Consider the following 20,212-nt stretch of genomic DNA (forward strand, 5'->3'; position numbering starts at 1 on the left):
AATATTAGGGGGATATATAAATGAAAATTATAGAAGGTAATTTAGTAGCAGAAGGTCTAAAGATAGGAATAGTTGTAGGAAGATTTAATGAATTTATTGTTTCAAAACTATTAGGTGGGGCTTTAGATGCATTAAACAGACATGGAGTAGATGAAGAAAACATAGAAGTAGCATGGGTTCCAGGAGCATTTGAACTTCCATTAGTAGCAAAGAAGATGGTGAATACAGATAAGTATGATGCAGTAATATGTTTAGGAGCAGTTATAAAGGGCTCAACTCCTCATTTTGATTATGTATGTTCAGAAGCTTCAAAAGGAATTGCAGCGGTTTCATTACAAACTGAAAAGCCAGTAATATTTGGTGTATTAACAACTGATACAATTGAACAAGCTATTGAAAGAGCTGGAACTAAAGCAGGAAATAAAGGATATGATGCAGCAGTAACAGCAATAGAGATGGCAAATCTTTTAAAGAACTTTTAAATATTAATAACTAAATAAAAATAAGGTATAAAAAGAAAAAGACAACTTACATATTTCTATAAATAGAATAACCTAATAATAAAGTATTTATATGTGGAGGTATGTGCATGGGTTATTATGTTAAGGTAGAACCGAATGTAAAAGTTTACGTAGAGGACCTTAACCCAGATGGTGAGAAGACAATAGTGTTTTTACATGGATGGCCTGGGAGTCATAAGTTGTTTGAGTATCAGTTTAATTATCTTCCAAGACTAGGCTACAGATGCATCGGTATAGACCAAAGAGGGTTTGGTAAATCAGATAAGCCTTATGAAGGTTATGATTATGATAGATTGTCAGATGATGTTAGATGTGTGATTAATTGTTTAAAATTACATGATTTTATACTTGCAGGACATTCAACTGGAGGAGCAATAGCTGTTCGATATATGTCTCGACATAATGGATATGGTGTATCTAAACTTGCTCTTTTTGCAGCAGCAGCTCCGAGTCTTATCAAACGTACTAATTTTCCATATGGTGTGGATGAAGAAGTAGTAACTAAAATTATTGAGGATGCATACACGGATCGTCCTAAAATGCTAAGTGATTTTGGTGATATTTTTTTCTTTCAGCATATAACTAGGCCATTCTCTGATTGGTTTTTAGGATTAGGTTTACAAGCAGCAAGTTGGTCAACTATAGCAATTGCAAATACTTGGATAAATGAAGTATTATTTTATGATTTGAGAGAAATAAATGTTCCGACATTGATTATACACGGAATTCATGATAAAGTTGTTCCATTCCCACTAGGCCAAATACAAAATCAAAGTATTACAAATTCCAAACTTGTCCCATTTGAATTCAGTGGACACGCATCATTCTATGATGAGCAAGATAGATTTAATGAAGAATTGGTAAAGTTTATTGAAGAATAAAGTTATCTAATTTGATATAAATTGTTAGTAATATTAATAAATTGTGAATAAATAAATTTAAAGATTATATTAATAATTTAGCGCTTATCTTGGTCGGAGGGGCGCTTTTTTCTTTGCTTTTAATTTTTAATCAAGATTAGATTTTAATATAGTTAAATTTTTAGTTGAATCTATGAATGATGAAATACATGTTGATATAATAGAAGTTCAAAATTGCCATATATTGTATATTAGTGTAATATGAAAATAGTTGAATTTTTTTAAGAGGGGGATATTTATGGAATTATATAATACTATTTCAGATATTTGGGAGATTTCAATTATAATATTTAATGGATTCATAAAAATCATGACTGTCTATACGATATATTTGGCAATGAAATCTTTTAAAATCTATATTAATAAAAATTCATAATAGTTATAAAGTGAGAAATAAGGATACTTAAAATATAATATATATAAGGTGTTTTGGGGGAGAAATAAGTATGAATAATTTAAAAATAGTTAGTATTTTAGCTTTAATTTTAAGTGTAATTTCAATGATCTTGGGTATTGATGTAGTTTGCTATTATGTAGATGATCCAGTTATTCGAGGTCTATCAATATTTATTTTGATTATGTCATCTACATTTGTATCTAGAACCGTGGCACTTATATCTAGGGAGATAAAATAGTGGTATCAAAAAATATAAAAATGATAGTATGACAAATGCCGATTTATTGAGTATATTAGATAAAAATTACCAATCAATATTAGATATTACGATAATTAAGTCTTAGTCTAATCTATGAATAATGAATATGAGAATAGTTGCAATTTTACTTATAAAGAGGGAGAAGTTTTACATGAGAAATAAAGCATTACGTTTAAGAGCAAAAGAAGTAATCAAAGATAATAAAAATATAGTAAATAAAATATTTTTTGTAATGACAATTTTAATGGCTATATTATTTATCATATTGAATCCAATCATTAAGAATACTGTGGATACTATAATGAAATTTGCTAAATTAAATGGAGGGGGATTTGTAGGATACAATCAAGTGTTAGATATGATAAGTATAGGAATAAGTCTAACGATTGTTACTTTATTTTCTGATTTTATACTATGCCCTTTATCATTAGATTTGATAAGAAATGAACCATTTAATAAAGAATCAATAAAATCTAGACTTAAATCAATAGATAAATACTTTATTTCTAAATTGATAAGTTTTTCAATTCAAGCTTTATGGTACATAGTTTTAAATATAGTGGTAATTTTAATTTCCATAATATTTTTATTTGGAGCAATTAATTTAGTTTCCAGTATATCAAGTTATAGTGAAGGTCATTTCTTAAAAGGACAATTTTACTTTATATTGATATCTATTATTTTTCTTGTAATTTTTATATTTAGTATAAATGTTATTATCTTTTCAGAAACATTTGTACTGCCGTTTATTGCATTAGATACTCAAAATAATTTTAATAGGAAAGATATATTAAAAATTTATATGTCTGTAATGAAAAAAAATAGAATTAAATCATTTAAGTTAATGCTTGGATTTATTCCACAAGGCTTATTGTTATTATTTGGAGTTATGATTTTTTATTATGTAGTAAGTGTAGTAAATTATACTATTATATTAATATTACTAGGTATTATTACACTAATAATTATGGCATCGTACCCTAAGATAATGATAACTTTAGCACTAGCTTATGAAAGAATGTATAATTACTCAGAGTAAATTAAAAGGAGTAATTTATATATTCATAATTGTTATATAATTTAAGATAGCAATACATTTGATAAGATATAGATAAATAGGAATTTGGGGGGTACATAAGTATATGATAAAAGCAGTAATATTTGATTTAGATGGTTTATTAATCGATAGTGAAATAATATCATATAAAATCTATAAAGAAATATTACACAAATTTGGACATGATTTTTCTATTGAAGAATATGCCCAAAATTTTAGTGGAAAAACAGAAGTAAAGAATGTTACAAATTTAATAGATACATATAATTTACCATGGACTATTGAGATGGGATTAAACAATGTGTTTGAAATTGAAAGTAAATTCCTTGCCAAAGGTGTTGCTCTAAAAACTGGAGCTAAAGAATTATTAGCATATTTAAAAGATAAATGTTTTAAAATTGCAATTGCTTCTTCAAGTACAGAAGATAGAGCATTAACTATATTAAAGCAACACAATATCATTGAATACTTTGATGAGTTTGTATTTGGTCATGAAGTTGAAAAAGGAAAGCCGAGTCCAGATATTTTTCTAAAAGCATGTGACAAACTCTCAGAAAATCCAGAAGAATGCTTAGTTCTAGAAGATAGTGAAGCAGGAATACAATCAGCATATTCAGCAGGTATTCCTGTAATATGTATTCCTGATATGAAAGTGCCAAATCAGAACTATTTGGATATGACAAAAGCAGTATTACATTCATTGGAAGAAGTTGTTTATTATTTATAGAAATATAGTAAGAAGTGGATAAATTTTAATTTATTGAGTAGATTTAATGAACTATATTAATATATAGTCTACCAAAAAATATTATTAAAGAGGGTTATAATAACCCTCTTTAATAATATTATATTTCTCAAAATTATTTTCATACAAAGCCTTATTTTAAAGTTGCCTATTATATAGACTAAATCATATTAATATTATTTAACGCTATCTATACAAGCTATATTATCAATTACAACATCTTCAACCTTTGTATTAGATAGCTGCTTAGAAATGAATATAAAGTAAATACCACAAAGTATAACCTGCACAAATGTAGATATTGGAGTAGCAAGACCTACATTAAATAATGAAACAGGAACTATTTTACTCATCATATAAGATACAGGTATTCTTACTAAAAATGCTCCTACTATACCTTGAATCATAACAAAAGTCGTCTTTCCACAACCATTGAAGAAACCAACCATAGAGAACATAATAGCTGTAAATAAACAGTCAATAGCATAAGCTTTCAGATAGTCCCAAGATGCTAAGATTACTTCTGTGTCTGTTGAGAATATTCCAGCCAATATATATCCATGGAAGAAAGTAATATAAAACATTATAGCACCACAGAATAATGATGATGAAATAGAATATAGAAGAACTTTCTTAGCTCTTTCATATTTTTTAGCGCCATAGTTTTGAGCAACGAATGCTGATGAACCTTGTGAAAATGCCATAGGTATAAGCATAATAAATCCAACCAGCTTTTCTGCAACACCGATACCTGCTGATGCAACAACACCCATAGAGTTTCCTATTATCATGATTACTAAGAATGATAGATGAACTAGACCATCTTGTAGTGCAATAGGTGTTCCGTATTTTAATATTTTTGAAGTAATTCCTTTATGGAACTTTATACTAGTTTTTGGAGAAAATTCAAATGGAAGTCCACGTCTTTTTATTATAAATAAAGATAAAACAACGCTGATAGCCTGAGCAATTACAGTAGCATAGGCAACACCTGCAACTCCCATATTAAATACAGCAACAAATATTAAATCTCCTATAATATTTGATATACAAGCTATAGTAACTGTAATAAGTGGAGTTTTTGAATCACCAAGTCCTCTAAAAATTCCACCAATTATATTATAACCAACTATAAAAATAGCTCCACCAGAGCATATTCTCACATAGTCTACTGTTTTATCAAAGGCTTCTGCTGGAGCATGCATGAATTTTGAAATAGGACCTGCAAGACTTATACCAAATACAGTAATTATTATAGCTAAAATAGCGAATATACAAAGTCCACTTCCCACAGCATATCCCGCTTCCTTTGGTTGCCCTTCACCAAGCTTTTGACCAATTAATATTGTAACACCCATTGTAAGTCCTGTTATAACAACCGTTATAGTTGTCATAACCTGGCTTCCAGTAGATACTGCAGACACATCAGCCGCATTACCAAACTGACCTACTACAAGTAAATCCACTGCACCATACATAGATTGTAAAAATAATGCAAGTAATATTGGTACGATAAATTTGATTAATGGAGAGAAAACTTTTCCCTCTGTAAAGTTTAATGCTTTTGACATATTTCATCCTCCTATTTTAAAATTATGTTTGGTACAAAACTATTTAAATATAATTATGTGATTTATAAAAATAAAACTATGAATTGCACTATTTAAAAAATTATGCACTACTAAATCTTACTTAAAACACCTATAAGCTATTTCTCATTTTATCAATAACACCTAGAAATATTTTGATTTCTTCTGGCGTTAGATCTTCTACTAGTGTATTTTCTACAGAGTAAATAGCAGTAGAGATCTTCTCATGAATTTTAATTGATTTATCAGTTAATATAATTTGTTTTAAACGAGCATCTTCTGAAACTGAAACTCTTTTGATTAAGTCGTTTTTTTCCATATTGTTTAACATGAGACTAACAGATGAACGCTTTAAATCGAATTCCTTTTCTATATCTTTTTGAAAAATTTCTCTAGATTTTCCTTCCATAGCAATAAAATCTATAACGTAAGCTTGTGATACACTTAAGTTATTACCAATTGCCTTGATAACAGCCGAGTCAATTTTTCTGGAGATGATATGATCGATTTTTTCAATACTTAGACCTAGCTTAAGTTTAGCCTTATCCACTATAAACCTCCTCATGCGAAAAAAATGTTTTGTGCAAAACTAATTATAGTTATAGTATAAATATATGTCAACTAAAATAGTTAAGTGAGTCATATATTTTTTACTTGAATCTATGAATGGTGAGATTTATATTGATATAATCAAAGTTCGCAATTGTTATATAATGGATACTATTGTATTATTTAATTATGTAATATAGAGGGGGTTATTATTGTTTCAAAATAGGTAAGATTAATTAAGATTAGTCACAATTTTAATAAAGTATGAGCTAAATATTTTATAGGGAGATAAAAATGAAAAAATCATATAAATTAATTTTATTAGTAATAGTAGTAGCTGGAATAATTTTATTTATGAGTCCTAAATCTTTTAAGCATTATTATAAAGATGTACAAGTTTATGAAAATGGAAATAAAGTGAGTAAAATTGATATTAAACTAGATGGTAAAGTATATAAAGGTAGATTTATTTGGCAGGGGCTTAAATTTAGTGAGGAATTACATGGAAATATTACTATAGGTGACAAGAACTATTCTCTATCACCTGTAGATTTATATGAGTTTCCAGATTTAGATGGTAATTATACTGATAATGGAATATATGAGTCTTTACTATCATCTAACCCAGAGGATATTATAAACGATAAATACCTTACATTTTATATAACACACGATAAAAGCAAACTTTATATAATATCAGATTCTGAAGAGTTTATTTATCCATATAATTCAGATGAAGATTATCAAAAAGTAAAAGATAGAATGTATCGATAAAATTAAACTATTATAGATATAACTTTACTTACAATTTTAATATACTACGAATTAAAGTCCAGTAAATTATTTACTGGACTTTATTAATACTACATAATCTCTATATATATAGTATATATAGATTTAGTTTTTTACGTTTTTTTATTTACTCTTGATAAATACCAATAGAGAAGTGTTTTTTATTTTATAATACAAAAATAAGTAATTGTAAGAATTTATGTGATTTTACTTGAATCTATGAATGGTGAAATTATTATATATTATTATTTTCACCCCATTTGCACATCTCTTCTAGAATAGGCATAAGTGATAAGCCTCGCTTAGAAAGAGAGTACTCAACTCTTGGTGGTATCTCAGGGAATTCATTTCTTATTATTACGCCATCCCTTTCTAACTCTTTTAATTGATTATTAAGTACTTTATCACTTATAGAACCAATACATCTTTTCAGTTCACCATATCTTAATGTTTTATATTCTACTAACCAAAACATTATAATCATTTTCCACTTTCCTCCAATTATAGATAATGTATATCCAAATGGAGTAGCAGTTATATCTTTTAAATCTTTATCTTTAAATTTTTCCATACTCATTTTATCACCCCAAAAAAATTTATACTAACTTTTAGGTGAGTACTTTACCTAAAAGTGCATACTTACATAAGTATAAAGCATTAAATATAATTAAATCAAATTAGTATTTGATTTAAGGAGGAATTATTATGAAAAAATGTAGAATAGAAGTACTTAAAACAACATTCCATGAAGATTTAGCTAAGGAGTATGGATGTAAAAATCTTTCTAAATGTCCAATGCACAAAGTGGGGGATGTATTTTATGCAGATTATGCAAAGCCAGATGGTCTATGCGATGAAGCATGGAAAGCAATATATCAATATGTATTTGCACTATCTCATGGAGCTGATATATTTTATTATGGAGATTGGATAGATAAAGAAGGAGTTGCAATTTGCTCTTGTAATGATGGAATAAGACCTGTTATCTTTAAAATAGAGAGAACTGATGAAGAATCAGAAATAAATTATGTTCCAGTTAGGTAATAAAGATAATTTGTTGGTTACAATACTATTAAGAAAAATTACTCAATATAAAACTGAACAAAAATAAATAAAAATAAAAAAATGTAAAAAACACTATCTATTATTTTTAATCTATGCTATAATAATATTTGTAGCGATACACAAATAATTTAAAGAGACCTAGAGATAGGTTCACAGGAGAAATTTTTAATGAATAATGGAATAGTAAAATGGTTTAACAATGAAAAAGGATTTGGTTTCATATCAGTAGAAGGTGGAGATGATGTATTCGTACATTTTTCAGCAATACAAACTGATGGGTTTAAATCATTAGAAGAAGGTCAAAGAGTAAACTTTAATATAGTTAAAGGTGCTAGAGGTCCTCAAGCAGAAAACGTAACTATATTATAATATATATATGTTCGTAAAAAAGACACATTGCGTGTCTTTTTTTATGTTTAAAAATAGAAATAAAAAGTTAAATACTGCATTAAGAAATTAGCGCTTAGCTTGATCAGATGGAGTGCTTTTTTATTTGTTTTATCAAAATTAATAATTGTTATATAATGCGAAATAAGAATCTTACTTATAATATATAAGTAGGGATTATTATAGAGGGGATAAAGATAACTAATAATATTTAAAAGGGGGATAACTATGAAAAGAAAATTTTTAATTTTACTTATTTTATTAATGGTATTTGTAAGTGGTTGTAAATCTACACATAAAAGTGAAGAGATATTATTACAAAAGGTGAATATCTCTGAAATAAAAAATACAGAGTTTTTAAATAGCATGGAAGAAGTTCCTTTATCAAAAGGTATATATTTAGTTGAATACAATTCAGAAAAATATATACTTTTTAGTAAGATAGATATAAAAAATGAAAATACATATTGCAATATTGATGGAACAGATCTTGAAATTAATATAGAAACAGAAAAATCAAATGATAGTAATTTATATAAAATATCAAATCAGTATGATATATACTATGATCTTATTAAGTTAGTTGAAAATGGAAAAGAAGCCTCATTTTCTGAAATAATATTATCTGACTGAGAAATTAGAAACTGTATGTACTACTAACAATCTATAGTAAGTTAAAACTTATGAAGATGTTGAAGAATTTAAAGATATATTTATAGGTTGAGAAAAGGATAGTTTTTATTTAGAATATGCAATCAGTATGCAATGATGTAATAATTATTGAAAAAATAGATTTTACTAATTCAATGCTTAAATAGGGAAAAATTAGAGATATTAGAAATGAAATTGATCTCTATGGCTTTTAAAGAGTATATAGAGAGGTATAAGCATTTTGAACAAAGACACTGTAGTATATAATACAGGGTAAGTAAGATTTGTTAACAGTTACTTTTGGAGTTGGATTCAGCATAACGGTAAAAGCGGATGGGTCGTTATGGGTTATTTAGATAATTTTTAGATATAATGATATGCTTATTTGAAATAGGCTAGGATAGAATTTATTCTATTCTAGCCTTAATTTATATATTTGACACCTTAATTATAGGTTGATTGTAAATATGTTTTATATTCTTTTAAATTAAATTCATTTAAAAATTTAGATAAATTCTCACATAAATTATTTAATTCATCAAAATTAATAGATTTTAGTTGTTCATCTTTAGTTTTATATGAAATTTCACGATTAGATAATTTGCTGGTTAATGTTACTGCAGGAATTTTTTCTCCGTAAAATGATATTGCATCAGTTCCAAAGCCAAGTATGTTTTCAATTTGATCCGATATTTTATTATTGATCATTTTTGTTAGCACATTATCGTTTACTTCGAAATTTTCTATACTATTTTTATTTTTTAGATCATATGACCACATTATAATACCTTCAGAGTCTTTTATACCAACCATATCTATATTAATGCAACCAATTGTATTGCTTATTTCTCTCTTATCTAAATGATTAACAAAGTATCTTGAGCCTACTAATCCCAACTCTTCAGCACCAAAAAATATAGGAACTATATTAATATCTCCCTTATATGATTGTAATATCCTTGCTATTTCAAGTACCACAGACACACCTGTACTATTATCGATAACACCAGATGTTTTTACTTCAGAATCATAGTGAGCTGTTAAATATATAGTTTTTTTACTATCATCAAAATTTTTATTCTTTGCAATTATATTTTTAGTATTATATCCTGGTTTTGATTTGTCATCCTCTAATGTTAGATAACTATTTATCTCAGTGTTAATCTTTTTAGGTTTAATCTGCTTGTATGCAGTAAATTCTTGAATATCGATATTATATTCATAACTTTGAGCATTTGATAAAGCTGATACCATACCATTTTCACCGATATCATATTTTTTATTTTTGTATAAATAAGTTACAATTAAACATAAAAATATTAATATGTATGTCTTAAATTTAATATTCATGATATGATTCCTCCTATATACTTGATTAATATATATTTCCCATATTTAAATATAAAAAATACAATATTGAAATTTTACAGTATATATACTCTAGTAAGTATTCAAAAACATAAGTATATTACAATCCTGTCAAAATAAATTATTCAATATGAACTGAACAAAAATAAATAAAAATAAAAAAATATAAAAAACACTATCTATTATTTTTTATCTATGCTATAATAATATTTATAGCGATACACAAATAATTTAAAAGAGACCTAGAGATAGGTTCACAGGAGAAATTTTTTAATGAATAATGGAATAGTAAAATGGTTTAACAATGAAAAAGGATTTGGTTTCATATCAGTAGAAGGTGGAGATGATGTATTCGTACATTTTTCAGCAATACAAACTGATGGGTTTAAATCATTAGAAGAAGGTCAACAAGTAAACTTTAATATAGTTAAAGGTGCTAGAGGTCCTCAAGCAGAAAACGTAACTATATTATAATATATATATGTTCGTAAAAAAGACACATTGCGTGTCTTTTTTTATGTTTAAATTCACAAAGGTGTCATAACTTTAAAGTAATCAATCTTAGTAATCAATCCTTTAGAATATATAATAACTCCACATTAAATATATAAAAATCAGAACTAGAAAATCCTAATTGGACAAGATGTCGATTTAGAAAATTTATTCAAAGTATACAATTTGATTTAAATTTTAAGTAAATAGATGTAAAGCTAACTTGACATCTGTTTTCAATCTGCTACTATTAAACTATGGAAAGTATACTTTACATCGTATTAATAAGGAGTACACTGTAGTATGAATAATAGGTTAGAAGAAATTAGAAAAGAAAATCAAATTACACAAGAAGAACTAGCGAGTGTATTAGAAGTCTCTAGACAAACGATTAGTTCTTTAGAAAAAGGAAGGTACAATCCTTCGATTATACTTGCTTTTAAAATTGCAAGGTATTTTAATATGTCAATTGAAGAGATATTTATATATGAGGGGGATGATGAAAATGCCAAATAAAAAAAGTGCAATTATTCGTATATTAATTGGAATTATTTTAGCAGTAGTTGGATTATCACTAGATTTTATAATAAAGCCAGAAGAGATTATATCAAGAACATTAAGTTTAACTTTTGCACTAGGATGCGGATTAATAGGATCGGGCTTAGGAGCTTTACATAAAATTAAAAGTATTGAAAATGTTCCGGGTAAATTTAAGCAAATAGAGATTGAATATAAAGACGAAAGAAATGAATTTATAAGAAATAAAGCTAATGCTAAAGCTGGTGATATATCAAATTGGTTTGTCATAATACTTGCTTATATTTGCGTTATAATGGGATATCCAAACTGGTTAATATTTTTTATGGTAGGTATATTTTGTATAAAATACATTTTAGGTGTACTACTAATGAATAAATATAATAAGGAGTTTTAATATATTAATTTACAAGGCTATGTTAAACAAAATGGTTGTTAATGTATTTCTTTCTTAATATAGGTTATAATATAAGTATACTAATATATACTTAGGAGGAATGGATATGGCTTTGCATAAGAACTTAGAAAAACATATAAAAACTTTAAATTTAAATGAATTAGAAGAATTATTTAATATACTAAGTTCTCTTTTGATTTCTCCTACATATTCATCTGATTTCAACGAAGAAATTAAAGAAGCAAAGTATTTTAAAGGCGAGATTTGTCCTAGATGTTATGAAAAACATATTATCAAATATGGAAAAAGATATGATAGACAGAGATTTAAGTGTAAAAAATGTGGTAAGGTATTTGATGAAAGAACATCATCCATTATTTCTTGTACAAAATTACCTCTTGATAAATGGTTTAAATATATAACTTTATTAGTAAATAAAGCAACAATAAGACAGTGTGCTAGTGAATTAGCTGTAAGTATTAAAACATCATTTTTCATGCGTCATAGAATTTTAGACTGCTTAAATATTATACTTGGAAAAGGATTTGTTAGTGGTATTGTAGAAAGTGACGAGACATACTTTAGAGTGTCATATAAGGGTCATCATAGCAAAGGAACTAATTTTGTTTTACCTAGAAAACCTCATAAGAGAGGTGGTCAAAAGCAAGGTAAAAGTAGTGGAGATAAACTAAGAGGTATCTCTAATGAAAAAGTATGCGTAGGTATTTGTATAGATAGAAAAGGAAATGTAATATCTGAAAAATTATGTACTGGTAGAGTTAAGTTTTCTCAATTAAAGGATTTCTTTAATAATAAGATAGGAGAAGGCTCTACTCTTTGTGTAGATAGTCATTATTCTTATATGAAGATACCAACTGTCTTTAATGTAACTCTTAAAAGAATAGAAAGTGGTAAATACAAAGATGGAATATATCATATTCAACATGCAAATAGTTATCATAGTAGATTGAAAGGGTGGATTAGGGATTTTAATGGCGTTGCAACAAAGTATTTGCAGAATTACCTTACATGGTTTAGATGGTGTGAAATAACTAAGAAAGAGAAAGATATTTCAAAGATAAAAGAATTATTTATAAACTTAGTTACAACTGAAAACTACTCAACTATAAATACTATAAAAAATAGATACATTGAACTAATATAGGAGGTGATTTGATATGAAAAAAGAAACTAATTGTATATATTGTAGCGATAATTTAAATTTTGTAAAAAGTTTTGAACCTAGCAATGAAGAATATACGTACACAAGATATTGGTTTGAAATAGATGGAGATATTTTAGAAGTATGCTTGAATGGAGAAGACGCAAAGTTTAAAATAAATCATTGTCCTATGTGTGGAAAAAATCTAAAAGGTTAATAAATAAAATCTGACACAAATGGATTATTTAATTAGTACTATAATATAGTAAATGTCGTAATTGTTATATAATGTGAAATTATTTGGTATATAACTAAATGATAGGGGGAGAGATATTGAGTAAAAGGGCAAAACAATTAATTATGTTTTTAATTATATGTGTAGTATTAATAACACTGCTATATGATAAGAATAATATTGTTATGAATATTATTATATCTATACTATATATTACAATAGGCTGTATATCACAATATGATTTAATAAATATTCTGAAAACACATAATAAAATTAGTTCAAAAGAACGTAAAATTAATATTATAGTAGGTTCTATAATATTATGGATTTTAATATTGTTATTTTCTTCAAAATATTTATATAATATTTTACAATCTTAATATAATACAAAATAAACATTTAGTAAAATAAGGGGGACTTACATTGATTCATAATTTAATAAATGCTATATATTATAGTTTTCTTTTTTACGTTTTTTATAGTGTTTTTCATAGAGTAGAAATAAAGAAATATATTAAAAAATCAACCCAGAATAGTACATATAGTGAGTCATATAAAACAATGTATAATAAATATTTAAAATCTAATCGCATTTTAATGGCTATTATGATGGGCTGTTTTCGTTTTGCAGAGGATTATACTAACACAATATTTTCTATGGCTATAGGTATTGTGGTAATATTATGCTTAAAACCTATTTTTGAAAAATATTATCCAAAACCTAAAGGGAATTTGTAAAATATTCATATTTTATTATGCAGAGTTTTAATATATTATAAATTATATAAATAGAATTTTGATATATTATATTGGGACAAGCATAATAGGTGAAATATTAGGGTTATCATTTAATATAGAGTTAATAATATGGTTTGTGTTAATGGAAATTGGGGATTTATTTTATAAAAAGATGCAAAGAGATTAATTTTGAATATTAATATAATACGAACTAACTATAAAAATGACTGGTACATATCGCCAGTCATTTTTATAGTTTATATTTAACAACTAAATAGTTTAACATAGCCACTTATTACAAATATCTTTCTGTAAAAGTCCTTCCGCTAAAAGGGCTTTTATTTTTTGCCTTCTTCGTGAAATTTTTTCTTTTTCAGAAATTTTACCTTCTGACTTTAATTTTTCTAAATACTTATTTTTTTGATATTCTCTATCACGCCTTTTATATTCTTCTTTACCAATTATAATCTTCATATGAGTTTGCTCATAATCTGATATTTCTAAAAGCTCTATAAGAGTTTCATTTTTGTATTTATATTGCTTGTCCTTATTCATAAGTATTTGAGTTTTTGTAAATTTAGTATTATATGTATCTAAATCTATAAAGTTACAAGTCAGCTCTTTTATGTTCTCTATCCTTCTCATAGGCTTATAAAATGTACTCATTGATATATATACATCTTCTTTATCAAAGTCTTGTTTTAGCAAATCTTCAACATAATAATGCCATTGACTAAACTCTCTTTGCTTACTTATTTCAGCTTTCGTTATCCACCCTTTACTCTCTCCATGAATTGTATCTATATACTCAATACTCTCATCAATATTATCTACATTCATCAATGTATTCCTCATTATCTCACCCCCTTACTTGTAGATAATATTACTATTATATCATATTTTGTATTTATTTAACTTTTTCTTTATAAACAACAAAAGCGCTCCAATATTGACGCCCTTTTTACTTGCTTTGAATCACATGATTTATAGTTTTTATATTTTTTTAAATATTTGTAATTTTATTAAGAACTATACTTCCTATAAATATATTAAATATAATAATTACTATTACAATTGATATTAAACTATTCTCTTTTTTCATTTTAAGATAAGTTTATAAGATATAACATACTAATAAAATAGATTATATACCCTAATAATATTAAAAATTTTTTATTTTCAATAAACAATCTGTATATATATTTAGATTGTTTATTGAAAATGTTGTAAAATAATATTAAATATAAAAATATATTTAATATTATTTTATTATTAGATGTCATTAACAGATTAACTAATAATGTTATATTTATTAATAAACTTAATATTTTATATTTTTTCATTTTATTCTATAACCCCCGTATAAAGAAACTTAATATTTATATTAATATTTATATTATTATTTGTCTAGTACCTCATTTAAAGCTTCATATGAAAAATCAATTATTTCTGCACAACTTACTTTATTTTTCTTAAGTACTGCACAAATTTCAGAATTATATTTTTCTCTTACTTTACTCATTAATTCTCTAGCATATCCTCTAGCTTCATTTGTATTATCGTTACTTTCTCTTCCTTATATATCCTACTATCATAGCTGCAGCATTTACAGCACCACATAAACTTCCTACAGTCATACCTGTACCCATTCCACTTCCAAGTGCTATTGGTATATCTGTATTGTGTTCTTCATTGTATGATTTTATTAATGCTTCTGCACAATTATATCCTTGACTATGGTAAACTGATGGTTTTGTCATTTTTTTATCTCCTTGATTAATATTTTTTATTATTTTAAATGTAATGTAATTAAAGAAATAATATTATTATATAACAAAATAAAGGGGATTAACAATATTATGAGCAATGAAGTTTTAAATGAATCTATGATGATGGATGTATTAAATACATGCTATGAAAAAGCTATAAATGGATTGGCAAAATCAGAATATACTTAATAAAAATGGTATAAATAAATAGTTTAGGAATAAGAGATTAGATAATTTTGATTTTTCAACAAGTATCGCTATTGTTAATGAGCTTATTAATCATAGGTATTTTAATAATTTGCCTATTATTAGTAGTAGTGAGTGTAGTGTAGGGAGACTACTTGATATTGATGAAGCTTTGGGTAGTAGGTTAATGGAGATGACTAAAGATAGAGTTGTGGAGCTTAGAGGTAAGGAGTTAAATTATAGAGTATATGGATAAACTATAAATGGATATAGATTTGATAGGGAATAAGATACATATAATACTATATAGCATTCTAATAAACTCAATATTTTTATTATAATATAAGGCTATGCTATACAAAATGGTTGGTAAGCACAAATACTGTAATTATTATAATATATTAAAATATTTAATATTATTTTAAATAAAACCATAGTGCAACTACAATTTATCTAAGAATATTTTAATAAAAACAACCAAATAGTTTAACATAGCCATTTACAATATTAATATATTAAGAACAATTTATATCAAATTAAAGAAACAATCATATTTTAGAACTCAAAAATTGAAAATACTAAGGTGTGGTTATTTTTAGTGTATATTTCAGAATTGTTAATTATGTTATAGTATGATAGGAAATGTTTTTATTTTGAATGGTGGAAATATAGTTCTACATAGGGAGGGATTTAGTAATGATATTATGGATTTTAGTTATTGCTGGCATTTTAATATTAGTTTCAGGAATTTATTTTCTTGTAAAAAATTATAAAGATGGAAAGTACAGCAAAGGATATGGATTAATTTCTTATATAGGTTTTAGTATGGTATTACTTGGAGTGATTTTATTAATGGAACCTATATTTATAAGTTTACCAGGAAATTTTTCTAAAACAGCACCATGGGGAATAGCTACTTGTACTTGTATAATAGTAGGTCAATTACTTCTAAAACCAACATTTTTAAGAAGTAAAGAATAGATAAATATTAATATATTGCGAAGTGAAAGCAACGGGGGATTTTATGAAAAATTGTAAGGAGTGTTGTTATAAACTTTATCCTATTGATTTTACCGAACAAAAATAAATAAAAATAAAAAAATGTAAAAACACTATCTATTATTTTTTATCTGTGTTATAATAATATTTATAGCGATACACAAATAATTTAAAGAGACCTAGAAATAGGTTCACAGGAGAAATTTTTTAATGAATAATGGAATAGTAAAATGGTTTAACAATGAAAAAGGATTTGGTTTCATATCAGTAGAAGGTGGAGATGATGTATTCGTACATTTTTCAGCAATACAAACTGATGGGTTTAAATCATTAGAAGAAGGTCAACAAGTAAACTTTAATATAGTTAAAGGTGCTAGAGGTCCTCAAGCAGAAAACGTAACTATATTATAATATATATATGTTCGTAAAAAAGACACATTGCGTGTCTTTTTTTATGTTTAAAAATAGAAATAAAAAATTAAATATTTCATTAAGAAATTAGCGCTTATATTGATACAACCAAAGTTAGCAACTGTTATATATTGTGAACATAAGTAAGTATTCAAAATATATCTAAAAAATAATATGCTGCCCTTTTACAAGTTGTATCTGCTGTTCAATTATATTGGCAATGTCCTCTGACGATTCTTTTTTTCCTTTCTCTATCCAAGTACTGATAACTCCAATAAAAATACCAACTCGAAATGAAATGAAATAATCGTAGTTAAATTCCTTTATTTCTAAATTTTTATTCAGATAATCCATTAAAATATATGAATTTTCCATAAAGCTATTAAATATAATATCGATTCTTCCGATTTTTAACAAAGTTTCTAATATATCAATGTGTTCCATCCAATATTGAAATACATATTTAATTAATCCTTTATTATCATCCAATTTTGAATTATCATTTACATATTTTGTAAGAACTTCTTTAAACTGTTGATTGCACTTCCAGTATAGAATATCAACAATAGTATCAAAATTTCGGTAGAAAGTAGCTCTTCCAACAGAAGATTTTGAGGAAATATCAGATATAGATATTTTTTCGAAGTTTTTTTCTTTCATACACTCTATTAAGCCTTCATAAAGTAGTTCGGCAGACTTTATAGCCCTTAAATCTTGTTTTATATGATACATAATTGCTCCTTTTGTATTATATTTATGAGAATATTGTATCGTAAAAAACGCTATGATACAATAGTATCATAAAAATTAGTTATGTCATATAAATAGAAAATTTATAAAGATGGTAGATGAATAATGTGATTTAAGTATGATGGACAACTACTAATTCAAGGGGGAGATAAAATGAATATAGAAAAACTAATGAGTAAACCATTGCCAACAATTCCAGAAGATATAAATCAAAAAATACTTGAATCTAATATAACTTTAACTTCATTTGAAAATAAAAACGATATACTAAGTAGTGAGACTTTACAAAATGAAGTAGGATATAAAAAATTTCCTGATGGAAGTTATTTAGTATCTATGATTTGCCCAATGAAAGGCATTACACCAGATATGATTAATTGGTGGTTTTGGTGGCATACTCAAGACAAGATTAGATATCAAGCTTGGTATCCTGGAGACCATCTTTCTATTTCTTTTCGTAAAAAAGACGCTCCATACTTTAATCAACCTAAGATGCCAGAATTTAAAGAGAATAGCCAATATCCATATGAGAGAGTTGGTAAAATAAGAATGTCACTTAGAATTGATTTTGTAAATCCAGAAACATTTGGATTTTCTAAATCAATGATGATGGAAAATAATATACCATTAATTATTTGTGGTCATGTTGGAGCATTCAATGGTCTCATAATGCATACAGAAATGGCTCATATTTATAAAAGTACAGATGATGGTCTTTTATTAATCAGTAGATTTTGGATAGGTAAGACTTTAAAAAATAAGTTTTTAAGAAAACTGCTTTTAACTGATGAAACTGCTATCGGCATGGCAGAGCATTGTTGCATTGAATATAGAAACTTAGTAGAAATATTACCAGATTTATATAAGTATTATAGATAATCATTGAACATTTATTTTGATTTGGGACTATAAGATAAATTTAAATATTGCATTAAGAAATTAGCGCTTATCTTGGTCGGATAGGGGCTTTTTTCTTTGCTTTTAATTAATACTAGGTATTATAGTAACTAAATTTTTAGTTGAATTTATGGATAATGAAACTTATATTGATATAATCAAAGCTCGCAATTTTTATATAATGCGAAATAACTACGCTTTTGATATTATATAGATGAATAGAAAATTGAAAGGCGGGGGAATTTGTGGACTCTATTAAAAATATGCTTCTAGGTATTGCTATCCTTTTAGTTACAATTATTGTACATTTATTCTTGAATGATGGATATATCACTGATTTCATAGCTATTGTTGGTGTTATTTTAGTTATTGTAGGTTATTATTCAAAAGATTAATAAATTCCAATTTGTAGAATAGATTTGGTGAACCATATTAATATAATGTGATATAATCAAGTGAATTTTTAAGGAGTTCTTATAATGAAATTAAAGTTAGTAGAATTTACAGAACCATGTGCAAAAGAAATTTGTGAATGGAAGTATGAAGGTGAATATTCTATATATAGTTATCCTGAATGGAATAAAGTACATAATGAGATAGAGGCTATTACAACAGAAGAAAAAAGAAAAATGAAAAGATATAAGTAAAAGTAGTTCTTATATTAGGAAGGATTGTGTGGGGTGAAATATCATATACATATATGACATATACAGATCTAAAGGGGGAAATTACATATGAGAAAAAATATTATAATTTTTATTACAATGGCAGCTATATTATTAATTTTTGGTTCTTTAATTGATCATAACTTTGGTCGTTCTTATCATCATTTTCTTACTAAATCAACTGATTTGAGCAAAGAAAACATTGAGAATATATATTTAAATGAAGAGATTGACGATGAAAAAATAGTATCTAAATATGGCAAGATATCAAATTTCAGTCAAGATAATTCGCTATATAATTACTATTTTTTAAGAGAAGGTATTGAAATTGCAACAAATAAAGATGACAATAAAATAATTAGATTTGCTGTAAAAGATAATGATGTAAATACTGAAAAAGGAATAAAAATCGGAGACAAAGAAGATAAAGTAGTTAAGCTGTACGGTGATAATTATTACACTCGTTTAGAACAAGGTGCTAATATTATTGGCTACGTAGACAAAGAAAAAAATTGGTCTATAGAGTTTTGGCTAGATGAAAATGATAGGGTAGATTTCTATAGATTTGATTATAATTTTATGAAATAACAAAAAAGTAGATCAACAAATGATAAAACTTCTGAATTAGAGACAAGAATTAGTAATTTAGAAAATAAATAGTTTACAATTTTAAT

32 protein-coding genes are annotated in these 20,212 nt (G+C 25.9%); 24 read left to right on the plus strand and 8 right to left on the minus strand.

Annotation, left to right across the window (positions count from 1 at the left end; all coding sequences use genetic code 11):
• The first annotated feature begins 20 nt into the window (after positions 1-20).
• From ribH to HF520_RS00900, 6 genes are all read left to right on the plus strand, one after another.
• Positions 21-482, plus strand: coding sequence for a 6,7-dimethyl-8-ribityllumazine synthase (gene ribH, locus HF520_RS00875; RefSeq protein WP_168572233.1), 462 nt, complete (start codon positions 21-23; stop codon positions 480-482).
• 107 nt (positions 483-589) lie between these two features.
• On the plus strand, positions 590-1,402 hold the full coding sequence (locus HF520_RS00880; RefSeq protein WP_168572234.1) for an alpha/beta fold hydrolase: 813 nt from the start codon (positions 590-592) through the stop codon (positions 1,400-1,402).
• A 277-nt stretch (positions 1,403-1,679) separates the two neighbouring features.
• On the plus strand, positions 1,680-1,817 hold the full coding sequence (locus HF520_RS00885; protein ID WP_168572235.1) for a hypothetical protein: 138 nt from the start codon (positions 1,680-1,682) through the stop codon (positions 1,815-1,817).
• Between the two features lie 70 nt (positions 1,818-1,887).
• Entirely contained in the window at positions 1,888-2,076 is a 189-nt protein-coding gene (locus tag HF520_RS00890; RefSeq protein ID WP_168572236.1) for a hypothetical protein, read from the plus strand.
• A 172-nt stretch (positions 2,077-2,248) separates the two neighbouring features.
• Entirely contained in the window at positions 2,249-3,136 is an 888-nt protein-coding gene (locus HF520_RS00895; RefSeq protein WP_168572237.1) for a hypothetical protein, read from the plus strand.
• A 103-nt stretch (positions 3,137-3,239) separates the two neighbouring features.
• Positions 3,240-3,881 (plus strand): HAD family hydrolase, encoded by a 642-nt coding sequence (locus HF520_RS00900; RefSeq protein WP_207711019.1) that lies wholly within the window; start codon positions 3,240-3,242, stop codon positions 3,879-3,881.
• Positions 3,882-4,075: 194 nt separating this feature from the next.
• Here the strand turns inward: HF520_RS00900 and HF520_RS00905 are convergent, their stop codons facing one another.
• Both HF520_RS00905 and HF520_RS00910 read right to left on the minus strand, forming a co-directional pair.
• The gene (locus HF520_RS00905; protein WP_168572238.1) at positions 4,076-5,470 is read right to left on the minus strand and encodes an MATE family efflux transporter; all 1,395 of its coding nucleotides are present in this window, start codon (positions 5,468-5,470) and stop codon (positions 4,076-4,078) included.
• A gap of 130 nt (positions 5,471-5,600) precedes the next feature.
• The gene (locus HF520_RS00910) at positions 5,601-6,038 is read right to left on the minus strand and encodes a MarR family winged helix-turn-helix transcriptional regulator (RefSeq protein WP_243155167.1); all 438 of its coding nucleotides are present in this window, start codon (positions 6,036-6,038) and stop codon (positions 5,601-5,603) included.
• A gap of 293 nt (positions 6,039-6,331) precedes the next feature.
• On the opposite strand from HF520_RS00910, the gene HF520_RS00915 reads away from it, so the two are divergent.
• Positions 6,332-6,811: a hypothetical protein gene (locus tag HF520_RS00915; RefSeq protein WP_168572240.1), complete on the plus strand. Its 480-nt coding sequence runs from the start codon at positions 6,332-6,334 to the stop codon at positions 6,809-6,811.
• A 253-nt stretch (positions 6,812-7,064) separates the two neighbouring features.
• On the opposite strand, the gene HF520_RS00920 is transcribed toward HF520_RS00915, so the two are convergent.
• On the minus strand, positions 7,065-7,400 hold the full coding sequence (locus tag HF520_RS00920; protein WP_243155168.1) for a winged helix-turn-helix transcriptional regulator: 336 nt from the start codon (positions 7,398-7,400) through the stop codon (positions 7,065-7,067).
• A gap of 134 nt (positions 7,401-7,534) precedes the next feature.
• Here HF520_RS00920 and HF520_RS00925 point away from each other — a divergent pair, with 134 nt between their 5' ends.
• From HF520_RS00925 to HF520_RS00935, 3 genes are all read left to right on the plus strand, one after another.
• Positions 7,535-7,873, plus strand: a complete 339-nt coding sequence (locus HF520_RS00925) for a TIGR04076 family protein (protein ID WP_168572242.1) — start codon at positions 7,535-7,537, stop codon at positions 7,871-7,873.
• Between the two features lie 189 nt (positions 7,874-8,062).
• Positions 8,063-8,263, plus strand: coding sequence for a cold-shock protein (locus HF520_RS00930; RefSeq protein WP_168572243.1), 201 nt, complete (start codon positions 8,063-8,065; stop codon positions 8,261-8,263).
• A 246-nt stretch (positions 8,264-8,509) separates the two neighbouring features.
• Positions 8,510-8,914: a hypothetical protein gene (locus HF520_RS00935; RefSeq protein ID WP_168572244.1), complete on the plus strand. Its 405-nt coding sequence runs from the start codon at positions 8,510-8,512 to the stop codon at positions 8,912-8,914.
• Positions 8,915-9,376: 462 nt separating this feature from the next.
• Here the strand turns inward: HF520_RS00935 and HF520_RS00940 are convergent, their stop codons facing one another.
• Positions 9,377-10,282 (minus strand): M28 family metallopeptidase, encoded by a 906-nt coding sequence (locus tag HF520_RS00940; protein WP_168572245.1) that lies wholly within the window; start codon positions 10,280-10,282, stop codon positions 9,377-9,379.
• A gap of 291 nt (positions 10,283-10,573) precedes the next feature.
• Between HF520_RS00940 and HF520_RS00945 the strand changes: the two genes are divergently transcribed.
• The 7 genes from HF520_RS00945 (at position 10,574) to HF520_RS00975 (ending at position 13,861) form a co-directional block, all read left to right on the plus strand.
• Positions 10,574-10,774 carry a cold-shock protein gene (locus tag HF520_RS00945; RefSeq protein WP_122639205.1) on the plus strand — a complete coding sequence of 67 codons (201 nt, stop codon included), beginning with the start codon at positions 10,574-10,576 and terminating at the stop codon, positions 10,772-10,774.
• A gap of 321 nt (positions 10,775-11,095) precedes the next feature.
• Entirely contained in the window at positions 11,096-11,308 is a 213-nt protein-coding gene (locus HF520_RS00950) for a helix-turn-helix transcriptional regulator (protein WP_168572246.1), read from the plus strand.
• Positions 11,298-11,726 (plus strand): hypothetical protein, encoded by a 429-nt coding sequence (locus tag HF520_RS00955; RefSeq protein ID WP_168572247.1) that lies wholly within the window; start codon positions 11,298-11,300, stop codon positions 11,724-11,726. Before HF520_RS00950 ends, HF520_RS00955 begins: the two co-directional genes overlap by 11 nt.
• Positions 11,727-11,832: 106 nt before the next feature.
• Entirely contained in the window at positions 11,833-12,891 is a 1,059-nt protein-coding gene (locus HF520_RS00960; RefSeq protein WP_168572248.1) for an IS1595 family transposase, read from the plus strand.
• A gap of 13 nt (positions 12,892-12,904) precedes the next feature.
• Positions 12,905-13,105, plus strand: coding sequence for a hypothetical protein (locus tag HF520_RS00965; RefSeq protein WP_168572249.1), 201 nt, complete (start codon positions 12,905-12,907; stop codon positions 13,103-13,105).
• Between the two features lie 116 nt (positions 13,106-13,221).
• The gene (locus HF520_RS00970; protein WP_168572250.1) at positions 13,222-13,503 is read left to right on the plus strand and encodes a hypothetical protein; all 282 of its coding nucleotides are present in this window, start codon (positions 13,222-13,224) and stop codon (positions 13,501-13,503) included.
• 43 nt (positions 13,504-13,546) lie between these two features.
• Positions 13,547-13,861, plus strand: a complete 315-nt coding sequence (locus tag HF520_RS00975; protein ID WP_168572251.1) for a hypothetical protein — start codon at positions 13,547-13,549, stop codon at positions 13,859-13,861.
• Between the two features lie 279 nt (positions 13,862-14,140).
• Here HF520_RS00975 and HF520_RS00980 read toward each other — a convergent pair whose 3' ends face one another.
• From HF520_RS00980 to HF520_RS15395, 3 genes are all read right to left on the minus strand, one after another.
• Positions 14,141-14,716: a hypothetical protein gene (locus HF520_RS00980; protein WP_243155169.1), complete on the minus strand. Its 576-nt coding sequence runs from the start codon at positions 14,714-14,716 to the stop codon at positions 14,141-14,143.
• Between the two features lie 544 nt (positions 14,717-15,260).
• Positions 15,261-15,383, minus strand: a complete 123-nt coding sequence (locus HF520_RS15390) for a hypothetical protein (protein ID WP_330586286.1) — start codon at positions 15,381-15,383, stop codon at positions 15,261-15,263.
• Positions 15,384-15,423: 40 nt separating this feature from the next.
• Entirely contained in the window at positions 15,424-15,621 is a 198-nt protein-coding gene (locus HF520_RS15395) for a C-GCAxxG-C-C family (seleno)protein (protein WP_330586287.1), read from the minus strand.
• Positions 15,622-15,928: 307 nt separating this feature from the next.
• Between HF520_RS15395 and HF520_RS00990 the strand changes: the two genes are divergently transcribed.
• The 3 genes from HF520_RS00990 to HF520_RS01000 all read left to right on the plus strand — a co-directional run bounded on the left by HF520_RS00990 (position 15,929) and on the right by HF520_RS01000 (position 17,226).
• Positions 15,929-16,072 carry a hypothetical protein gene (locus HF520_RS00990; protein ID WP_168572252.1) on the plus strand — a complete coding sequence of 48 codons (144 nt, stop codon included), beginning with the start codon at positions 15,929-15,931 and terminating at the stop codon, positions 16,070-16,072.
• 440 nt (positions 16,073-16,512) lie between these two features.
• Positions 16,513-16,797, plus strand: coding sequence for a hypothetical protein (locus HF520_RS00995; protein ID WP_168572253.1), 285 nt, complete (start codon positions 16,513-16,515; stop codon positions 16,795-16,797).
• 228 nt (positions 16,798-17,025) lie between these two features.
• On the plus strand, positions 17,026-17,226 hold the full coding sequence (locus HF520_RS01000; protein WP_122639205.1) for a cold-shock protein: 201 nt from the start codon (positions 17,026-17,028) through the stop codon (positions 17,224-17,226).
• 162 nt (positions 17,227-17,388) lie between these two features.
• Here HF520_RS01000 and HF520_RS01005 read toward each other — a convergent pair whose 3' ends face one another.
• On the minus strand, positions 17,389-17,958 hold the full coding sequence (locus HF520_RS01005; protein ID WP_168572254.1) for a TetR-like C-terminal domain-containing protein: 570 nt from the start codon (positions 17,956-17,958) through the stop codon (positions 17,389-17,391).
• A 171-nt stretch (positions 17,959-18,129) separates the two neighbouring features.
• Here HF520_RS01005 and HF520_RS01010 point away from each other — a divergent pair, with 171 nt between their 5' ends.
• From HF520_RS01010 to HF520_RS01025, 4 genes are all read left to right on the plus strand, one after another.
• Positions 18,130-18,855, plus strand: coding sequence for a DAPG hydrolase family protein (locus HF520_RS01010; RefSeq protein ID WP_168572255.1), 726 nt, complete (start codon positions 18,130-18,132; stop codon positions 18,853-18,855).
• Between the two features lie 263 nt (positions 18,856-19,118).
• On the plus strand, positions 19,119-19,268 hold the full coding sequence (locus tag HF520_RS01015) for a hypothetical protein (RefSeq protein ID WP_168572256.1): 150 nt from the start codon (positions 19,119-19,121) through the stop codon (positions 19,266-19,268).
• Between the two features lie 84 nt (positions 19,269-19,352).
• Positions 19,353-19,520, plus strand: coding sequence for a hypothetical protein (locus HF520_RS01020; protein ID WP_168572257.1), 168 nt, complete (start codon positions 19,353-19,355; stop codon positions 19,518-19,520).
• An 87-nt stretch (positions 19,521-19,607) separates the two neighbouring features.
• On the plus strand, positions 19,608-20,126 hold the full coding sequence (locus HF520_RS01025) for a hypothetical protein (RefSeq protein ID WP_168572258.1): 519 nt from the start codon (positions 19,608-19,610) through the stop codon (positions 20,124-20,126).
• The last annotated feature ends 86 nt before the right edge of the window (positions 20,127-20,212 follow it).

The organism is Romboutsia sp. CE17, from assembly GCF_012317385.1.
Lineage (GTDB): Bacteria > Bacillota > Clostridia > Peptostreptococcales > Peptostreptococcaceae > Romboutsia_E.

Bases quoted from the DNA above. Each gene is read 5' to 3' on its own strand.
- ribH (WP_168572233.1), top strand. From the start codon at position 21: ATGAAAATTATAGAAGGTAATTTAGTAGCAGAAGGTCTAAAGATAGGA.
- HF520_RS00880 (WP_168572234.1), top strand. From the start codon at position 590: ATGGGTTATTATGTTAAGGTAGAACCGAATGTAAAAGTTTACGTAGAG.
- HF520_RS00885 (WP_168572235.1), top strand. From the start codon at position 1,680: ATGGAATTATATAATACTATTTCAGATATTTGGGAGATTTCAATTATA.
- HF520_RS00890 (WP_168572236.1), top strand. From the start codon at position 1,888: ATGAATAATTTAAAAATAGTTAGTATTTTAGCTTTAATTTTAAGTGTA.
- HF520_RS00895 (WP_168572237.1), top strand. From the start codon at position 2,249: ATGAGAAATAAAGCATTACGTTTAAGAGCAAAAGAAGTAATCAAAGAT.
- HF520_RS00900 (WP_207711019.1), top strand. From the start codon at position 3,240: ATGATAAAAGCAGTAATATTTGATTTAGATGGTTTATTAATCGATAGT.
- HF520_RS00905 (WP_168572238.1), bottom strand. From the start codon at position 5,470: ATGTCAAAAGCATTAAACTTTACAGAGGGAAAAGTTTTCTCTCCATTA.
- HF520_RS00915 (WP_168572240.1), top strand. From the start codon at position 6,332: ATGAAAAAATCATATAAATTAATTTTATTAGTAATAGTAGTAGCTGGA.
- HF520_RS00920 (WP_243155168.1), bottom strand. From the start codon at position 7,400: ATGGAAAAATTTAAAGATAAAGATTTAAAAGATATAACTGCTACTCCA.
- HF520_RS00925 (WP_168572242.1), top strand. From the start codon at position 7,535: ATGAAAAAATGTAGAATAGAAGTACTTAAAACAACATTCCATGAAGAT.
- HF520_RS00930 (WP_168572243.1), top strand. From the start codon at position 8,063: ATGAATAATGGAATAGTAAAATGGTTTAACAATGAAAAAGGATTTGGT.
- HF520_RS00935 (WP_168572244.1), top strand. From the start codon at position 8,510: ATGAAAAGAAAATTTTTAATTTTACTTATTTTATTAATGGTATTTGTA.
- HF520_RS00940 (WP_168572245.1), bottom strand. From the start codon at position 10,282: ATGAATATTAAATTTAAGACATACATATTAATATTTTTATGTTTAATT.
- HF520_RS00945 (WP_122639205.1), top strand. From the start codon at position 10,574: ATGAATAATGGAATAGTAAAATGGTTTAACAATGAAAAAGGATTTGGT.
- HF520_RS00950 (WP_168572246.1), top strand. From the start codon at position 11,096: ATGAATAATAGGTTAGAAGAAATTAGAAAAGAAAATCAAATTACACAA.
- HF520_RS00955 (WP_168572247.1), top strand. From the start codon at position 11,298: ATGCCAAATAAAAAAAGTGCAATTATTCGTATATTAATTGGAATTATT.
- HF520_RS00960 (WP_168572248.1), top strand. From the start codon at position 11,833: ATGGCTTTGCATAAGAACTTAGAAAAACATATAAAAACTTTAAATTTA.
- HF520_RS00965 (WP_168572249.1), top strand. From the start codon at position 12,905: ATGAAAAAAGAAACTAATTGTATATATTGTAGCGATAATTTAAATTTT.
- HF520_RS00980 (WP_243155169.1), bottom strand. From the start codon at position 14,716: ATGAGGAATACATTGATGAATGTAGATAATATTGATGAGAGTATTGAG.
- HF520_RS15390 (WP_330586286.1), bottom strand. From the start codon at position 15,383: ATGAGTAAAGTAAGAGAAAAATATAATTCTGAAATTTGTGCAGTACTT.
- HF520_RS15395 (WP_330586287.1), bottom strand. From the start codon at position 15,621: ATGACAAAACCATCAGTTTACCATAGTCAAGGATATAATTGTGCAGAA.
- HF520_RS00995 (WP_168572253.1), top strand. From the start codon at position 16,513: ATGATATTATGGATTTTAGTTATTGCTGGCATTTTAATATTAGTTTCA.
- HF520_RS01000 (WP_122639205.1), top strand. From the start codon at position 17,026: ATGAATAATGGAATAGTAAAATGGTTTAACAATGAAAAAGGATTTGGT.
- HF520_RS01005 (WP_168572254.1), bottom strand. From the start codon at position 17,958: ATGTATCATATAAAACAAGATTTAAGGGCTATAAAGTCTGCCGAACTA.
- HF520_RS01010 (WP_168572255.1), top strand. From the start codon at position 18,130: ATGAATATAGAAAAACTAATGAGTAAACCATTGCCAACAATTCCAGAA.
- HF520_RS01020 (WP_168572257.1), top strand. From the start codon at position 19,353: ATGAAATTAAAGTTAGTAGAATTTACAGAACCATGTGCAAAAGAAATT.
- HF520_RS01025 (WP_168572258.1), top strand. From the start codon at position 19,608: ATGAGAAAAAATATTATAATTTTTATTACAATGGCAGCTATATTATTA.